4 protein-coding genes and 1 pseudogene are annotated in these 7,522 nt (G+C 57.5%); all 5 read left to right on the top strand.

The genetic code is table 11. From position 1 onward, the window contains the following. Positions 1 to 731 precede the first annotated feature (731 nt). Positions 732 to 3,156 (top strand): annotated as a pseudogene (gene hsdR / locus ACXWUF_RS15295) (EcoAI/FtnUII family type I restriction enzme subunit R). Positions 3,157 to 3,170: 14 nt separating this feature from the next. Further along, on the top strand, positions 3,171 to 4,985 hold the full coding sequence (locus ACXWUF_RS15290; RefSeq protein WP_458495517.1) for an N-6 DNA methylase: 1,815 nt from the start codon (positions 3,171 to 3,173) through the stop codon (positions 4,983 to 4,985). After that, positions 4,982 to 6,076 (top strand): PDDEXK nuclease domain-containing protein, encoded by a 1,095-nt coding sequence (locus ACXWUF_RS15285; protein ID WP_458495516.1) that lies wholly within the window; start codon positions 4,982 to 4,984, stop codon positions 6,074 to 6,076. Before ACXWUF_RS15290 ends, ACXWUF_RS15285 begins: the two co-directional genes overlap by 4 nt. After that, the gene (locus ACXWUF_RS15280; protein ID WP_458495515.1) at positions 6,069 to 7,214 is read left to right on the top strand and encodes a restriction endonuclease subunit S; all 1,146 of its coding nucleotides are present in this window, start codon (positions 6,069 to 6,071) and stop codon (positions 7,212 to 7,214) included. The genes ACXWUF_RS15285 and ACXWUF_RS15280 overlap by 8 nt, the downstream gene beginning before the upstream one ends. Positions 7,215 to 7,276: 62 nt before the next feature. Continuing rightward, positions 7,277 to 7,522 (top strand): UPF0175 family protein (locus ACXWUF_RS15275; RefSeq protein ID WP_458495514.1); only part of this gene is annotated, 246 nt, incomplete at its 3' end.

Below are 7,522 nucleotides of genomic sequence, written 5' to 3'. Positions count from 1 at the left end.
TGGTGCGGGCGTTCTTGTGGAGACGGATCAGCATGGCGGAGCCTCAAGCCAGTGAATTGAATACCTCGCGGAGCAGGCTCCGCGCCTCGAAGAGAGCATAGCTTCTAACCGGAATATAATCACACGGGACCAAACACTTAAGCAGGGGGAGGGTTAAAAATGGTACGAAATTCGGGAGGGGGTGGGGTGTTCGCTCAAACACTTCGACACGCCCACGCGCCTATTTCAAAAACACGCGGAATTCGGGAGGGGGTGGGGTTCATAAAAATGCAGAATATGAGTAAAAATGTGAACTGGGCAGAAGGGGGTATTTTACTGAAATACAGGAATATCCGACAAAATGTGCGTGGTATGGATAATTATCGGGTATAGGAATAATTTTTTATTTTTAAAGGGTATTATGATAGAATCATGTAATCGTGGGGGAACTTCTATACCATTATCATTGCCAGTTTTATCCCCGTTTGATTTTTCCTCTCTTCGCCGTTTACTCAGCGCCAAACCTGTTTTCTCATCTTCTCATCGTGGTAAGCCATCCGGCACATCGTCAGATTCCTTGCCCGTCAATAACGCATAAGTTCCAAACTGATAAATTCGGGTTCAAATTCCGATAGACTTGCACTTTCTGCGATTGATCCAGTCGTCTATCGAGAACACTCAAACCATGACACCATCGCGGTGTGTGGTGAACAAAATCAAACACCCGTCCGAGTGGGGAACCCATGTCATCCATGAACGAAGCGGATACCTGCCGTAAGTACGTCACGCCCATGCTGCAAGCTTCCGGTTGGGACGCTGCCCCTTACCTGCTGCGTGAGCAAGTCACCTTCACCGATGGGCGGCTAATCGTGACCGGCGGCAAGTCGCGGCGTGGCCCGCAGAAGCGGGCGGATTATCTGCTGCACTATCGGCGGGATTTCATGATTGCAGTGGTCGAGGGCCAAGGCCGAGGGTGAATCGGCCTTGGAGGGCGTGCAACAGGCCAAGGAATACGCCGAAATCTTGAAGTTGTGGTTCGCCTACGCCACCAACGGCCACGTCATTATCGAAATCGACTACCTGACCGGCCAAGAGCGGGAAATCGACCGCTTCCCCACCCCCGAAGAGCTTTGGCAACGCTTGGTCACGGCCAAGGTCGTGGCGGACCCAGCGGCCAAGCACTGGCTGGAACCCTTCAACCTGAGTTCCGGCAAGCGCCCCCGGTATTACCAATCCACCGCCATTTCCCGCGTGATCGAGTCCATTTTGTTGGGACAGCGCCGGGTGTTGGTGACGATGGCGACGGGCACCGGCAAAACCTTCGTCGCGTTCCAAATCTGCTGGAAACTTTGGCAGAGCCGCTGGAATCGGGCGGGCCAGCATCGCCGCCCCAAAATTCTTTACCTCGCCGACCGGAACATCTTGGTGGACGACCCCATGGCGAAGATGTTCGCCCCCTTCGGGGATGCGCGGCACAAGATCAGTTCCAAGGATGTCAGCCAGGGCCGGGATATGTACTTCGGTATCTATCAGGGCTTGTCCACCGTCACGACGGACGTTTTCCAGGAATACCCCCGCGACTTCTTCGACCTCATCATCGTGGACGAATGCCACCGGGGTAGCAGCCGCAATGACAGCAGTTGGCGGACCATCCTCCATTACTTCACGTCCGCCGTGCAGTTGGGGATGACCGCTACCCCGTTGCGGGAGGAAAGCCGGGATACCTATCTGTATTTCGGCAACCCCGTTTACACCTACTCGCTACAGCAAGGGATTGATGATGGCTTTCTGGCCCCCTATCGGGTGCATCGCGTCATCACGGATGTGGATGCCGCCGGGTGGCGACCTTCCAAGGATGAGCTTGACCGCTATGGCCGTCCCATCCCTGACGATGAATACCAGACCAAGGATTTCGAGCGGGTCATCGCCTTGCGTGCCCGGACCAAGGCCATCGCCAAGCATTTGACGGATTTCCTCAAGGGCACCGACCGCTTCGCGAAAACCCTGGTGTTCTGCGTCGATCAGGAACACGCCTCCGAGATGCGGCACGAGCTGGGCAATCTCAATGCCGATTTGAAAAAGGATTACCCGGATTATGTGTGCCGCGTCACCGCCAACGAGGGCGACATCGGCGCGGGGCATTTATCGCGCTTCCAGGATGTGGATTTGCCGACGCCGGTCATTCTTACCACCTCGCAATTGCTCACTACCGGGGTGGATGCCGAAATGGTCAAGAACGTGGTGCTGGCCCGCGTGGTCGGCTCCTTGACCGAGTTCAAGCAAATCATCGGGCGCGGGACGCGGCTCAATGTCAATCAAGGCAAGGAGTATTTCAACATCATCGACTTCACCGGCATGGCCACCCAGCATTTCGCCGACCCCGATTTCGATGGCGAGCCGGATTTAATCGAACAGGTGGCTATCGACCCTGACGGCGAAGTCATCGACCCCTGGACGGAGCCAGCGCCGGAACCGGAACCCGATCCCGGCGCCGACCATCAGGGCGTGCAGGAAACCCCTTCCGATTACGAACCGGGAACGGTCCCGCCGCCCCGCCCGGAAACTCCAACGCCCGGCACGGAACAGCCCCCGCCCCTGCCCCGCAAGCTGTACGTGGATGGCGGACAAGTCGAAGTCATCGGTCACTTGGTGTTTGATTTGGACGCCGAGGGCAACAAGCTTCGGGTGGTGAAGTACACCGAATTTTCAGGCCGCTTGCTGCGTTCCATGTATCCTTCGCCCGGCGAATTCCGGGCCACTTGGTCGAATCAGGACACCCGGCTTGAAGCGTTACGCGAGTTGGCAGCGCAGGGTGTGAGCTTCGATGAATTGGCGACCACCAGCGGCCAACCAGACGCCGACCCCTTCGACCTGCTGTGCCATCTGGCTTGGAACGCGCCGCTTTTGACCCGCCGGGAGCGGGCGGAACAAGCCAAGCGGCAGCGTCCCGACCTGTTCACCCAATACGGCGAGACGGCGCGGGAAATCCTGTCCCTGTTGCTCGAAAAGTATGTGGAGCGGGGCGTGATCCAGTTCAACCACCCGCTTTCCGACCTGCTGAAAACGCCGCCATTCAACAGCTACGGCTTGCCCGGCGAAATCGCCAACCGCCATTTCGGTGGCATTCAGCCCATGCGGCAAGCCATCGCCGATTTACAGGCGGCGATTTACCAATAACGACACGAACCTGAATGACCAAGACCACGAAACCCCAACGAACCCGCAAGGCCAAGCCCACTCTTACCACCGCCCAACAGCTTTCCTCCCTCATCAAATCGGCCCGCGACATCCTCCGCAAGGACAAGGGCTTGAACGGCGACATCGACCGCTTGCCGCTGCTTACCTGGGTCATGTTCCTCAAGTTTTTGGACGACCTGGAAATCCTGCACGAGGAGGAAGCCGCCCTGAATGGCACGACCTATCGCCCCATCATCGAAGCGCCCTACCGCTGGCGGGATTGGGCCGCGCCGACCGATGGCATTGGCGGCGATGACTTGCTCGATTTCATCAACCAGGACGCCGCCACCTTCGCCCATGCGGGCGGCACGTCCATCAACAAGCCGGGCCTGTTCAAGTATCTGCGCGGGCTGGCCGACCGGGACGAGACCGACAGCCGCCGGGCGGTGATTGCCAACGTGTTCCGGGGCGTGCAGAACCGCATGGCGAGCGGCGGCTTGCTGCGGGACATCATCGTCAAAATCAACGGGATTCACTTCAATTCCAGCGAGGAGATTCACACCCTCTCGCACCTGTACGAATCCATGCTGCGGGAGATGCGCGACGCGGCGGGCGATTCCGGCGAGTTCTACACGCCGCGTTCGGTGGTGCGGTTCATGGTGGCGGTGGTCGATCCGCGCTTGGGGGAAACCGTGCTGGACCCGGCCTGCGGGACCGGCGGGTTTTTGGTGGAGGCGTTCGACCATCTCAAGGCCCAGGTGAACACCCCGGAGGACCGGCGGCGCTTGCAGGATGACGGCTTGCGCGGCCAGGAGGCCAAGCCCTTGCCGTACATGCTGGCGCAGATGAACTTGTTGCTGCATGGCCTGGAAGCGCCCCGGATCGACTACGGGAACACTTTGGCCGGGAAGAAAATCACCGACATCGGCGACCGGGAGCGGGTGGACGTGATCCTGACCAATCCGCCCTTCGGGGGCGAGGAGGAGCGCGGCATTCTGGGCAATTTCCCGCCCGACAAGCAGACGGCGGAAACGGCCTTGCTGTTCTTGCAGTTCATCATGCGGAAGCTCAAGCGCCCCGGCCATGGCAGAGCTCAGGGCGGACGCGCCGCCGTGGTGGTGCCGAACGGGACGCTGTTCGGCGACGGCATTAGCGCCCGGATCAAGGAGGAATTGCTGCGCGATTTCAACCTGTACACCATCGTGCGCTTGCCGCAAGGGGTGTTCGCGCCCTACACCGACATTCCGGCTAATTTAATCTTTTTCGACCGGCGGGGACCGACGCGGGAGATTTGGTTTTACGAGTTGCCCTTGCCGGAAGGCCGCAAGAAGTACAGCAAGACGGCCCCGCTGCAATATGAGGAATTCGCCGGGTATTTGGCGTGGTGGAATCAGCGGGAGGAGAACGCGCAGGCGTGGCGGATCGACTTTGAGAGCCTGAACCGGGAGGCGCGGGCCAAGGCGGAGCCGTTGTGGCGGCGGGCCGAGTCCGAGCGCCAAACGGCGGCGGACGCGGGGAAGCGGCTGCGGGAAATCGACGGCTTGTTGAAGGAGGTGGCCGACGCCTCGCGGAAACTGGCGTTGCAGGACGAGCAACAGCAAGTCAAAGCGCGGCAGCGGGAATTCGAGGAGAAGGCCAAGGCATCGCAGCGCGAGGGCGACGCCATTTATTGGCCGATTTATAACCTGGACGTGAAGAACCCCCACGGCAAAGAGGCGCTGGAACATATTCCGCCGCAGGAGTTGGTGGCGGGGATGGTGGCGAAGGAGCGGGACGTTATGCGGTTGCTGGCGGAAATTCAGGCACTGGTCGGCGAGGTAAGGCTATGAATCTGACCCAGAACGACTACGCCGCCATCCACGGCGGCATCGTCGCACTATTGGAAGAAGCCCGGCGGACAGCGGCCCGCAGCGTCAATGCGTTGATGACCGCGAGCTATTGGGAGATTGGCCGCCGCATTGTCGAAGCCGAACAGGGCGGGCAAGCGCGGGCGGAATATGGCGAGGGCTTAATTCAACGTTTGGCCGACGATTTAACGGCTCGGTTTGGCCGAGGTTTCAGTCGTCAGAATCTTCAGCAAATGCGGCTTTTCTACCTGCATTGGCCGACCGAGCAAATTTGCCAGACACCGTCTGGCAATTTACCTCCGCCCGATCTTCGCGCTTTGGCCCAAGTCTTCCCGTTGCCTTGGTCGGCTTATGTCTGCTTGTTTTCGGTGAAAGACCCCAAGGCCCGTGCTTTCTACGAAACCGAAGCCCTACGCGGCGGGTGGAGCGTGCGGCAGCTTACCCGCCAGATCAACAGCCAGTTTTATACGCGGACGCTGTTATCGAAGAACAAGCAGGCGATGTTGGAAAAGGGTAGCCAGCCTTTGCCCGAAGACGCCATGACGCCGGAAGAGGCGATTAAAGACCCGTTTGTGTTGGAGTTTCTGGACCTCAAGGACGAGTATTCCGAGTCCGACTTGGAGGACGCGCTGATTCACCGGCTGGAGGATTTTCTGTTGGAACTGGGCGGTGATTTCACGTTTGTCGGTAGGCAGCGCCGGTTGCGGTTGGGGGATGCGTGGTTTCGGGTGGATTTGGTGTTTTTCCATCGGCGCTTGCGGTGTCTGGTGTTGATCGACTTGAAGCTGACCGAGTTGAGCCATGCGGATGTGGGGCAGATGCACATGTATTGCAACTATGCCCGCGAGCATTGGAGTTTGCCGGAGGAAAACCCGCCGGTGGGTTTGATTCTGTGCGCCAGGACCAATGCCGCCGTGGCGCGGTATGCCTTGGATGGTTTGCCCAATAAGATCATGGCGGCTGAGTATCAAACCGTGTTGCCGGATGTGAAGCGGCTTGAGGAGGAATTGCAGCGGGCTTATCGGGAATTGGAAGCGCGGCGATTGGTGGGGAAAGGGGTGGGGAATGAGTAAGTGGCCGAGGGTTTCGGTTAAAAATTTGCTTAAACCTGTCGAGCGTCGCGAGACGGTTATTCCCGAACAGAAATACCGCTTGCTGGGAGTTAGATGGTATGGGCAAGGGCTTTTTATAAAAGAGGAAAAATCCGGTTTAGATGTCCGGGCAAATTACTTATACCGCGTTGAAAACGGCGATTTTATTTATAGCCGACTGTTTGCATGGAAAGGATCATTTGCAAACGCAACTGAAGCCGAAAATGGATGCTATGTATCCAACGAATTTCCTTGCTTCCATGCTGCCAATAATCTGAACCCGTCCTATTTGCTTTGGTATTTTCGGAGGGAAGATACCTGGAATAAAGCTTTAGGGTTGAGTTCCGGTGCAACGCCGACCAGCAGAAATCGACTGAACGAAGCTAATTTCTTGAATATGTCGATTCCTCTTCCATCACTCGACGAACAACGCGCCATCGTCGCCCGCTTGGATGCCGTGGCCGAGAAAGCGCGGCAGGTGGAAGCGAAGCTGGATGACATCGAGGCGGACCTAGACAAGTTATGCCAAGGACTCATATTGTCGCCCATGGAAGGACAAGCCCGATTGATACCCATGCGCGAATTACTCACGCAACGCCAGCCAGATATTCTTGTGAATCGTGAGCAAACCTATCACTTCGCCGGAGTATATTCGTTTGGCAGAGGCGTGTTTAAAGGTGTTGCGAAGTCTGGGAGTGATTTCGCCTATGAACGGCTATCCACCATTCGGGAAGGTGACTTTACTTATCCGAAACTCATGGCTTGGGAAGGTGCTTTGGGCATAGTTCCGCCGGACTGCGACGGCCTTGTCGTTTCACCAGAATTCCCCGTTTTCAGCGTGAACCAAGAAGTTATTCTTCCCGAAGTTTTAGACGTTTATTTTAAGACACCCCAAATCTGGTCAAACCTCGCCGAGATAAGCACGGGAACAAATCAACGTCGCCGCCGACTTCAACCATCAGCATTTCTAAACTACCAAATGCCAGTTCCGCCAATGTTCAAGCAAAAACAATTGCGTGAGATGGTTAAATATAGAAATGAGATCAATAAAAAACACGCCGAAACCCGGCGGGAATTGAAGGCGTTGTTGCCGTCCATGCTGGAAGATATATTCAACTGAACCCCGCTCATTCCTACGCGGCGCGTGGGAACGAGCAAAACGCCACCATCGAGGACCGAACCATGAACACCGTCCTGCTTGAACTACCCATAGACGCCCTGGCCCTGCCCGCCGCCTCGCCCGAAGAGCTAGCGCGGGAAGCCAAATTCATGTTGGCGCTGAAACTTTTTGAAGTCGGGCGCTTGAGTTCCGGCAAGGCCGGGGCGCTGTGCGGTATGGGCCGGGTGGAATTCCTCCTTGCCGCCGGACGGGCCGGGGTGCCAGTCGTGGCCCTGGACGAAGACGAATTGAGCGCGGAGTTTGCCGAA

This window comes from Methylomagnum sp., from assembly GCF_054333355.1.
The sequence above is the reverse complement of the archived record's forward strand: the minus strand, read 5'-3'. Positions and strand labels throughout refer to the sequence as shown.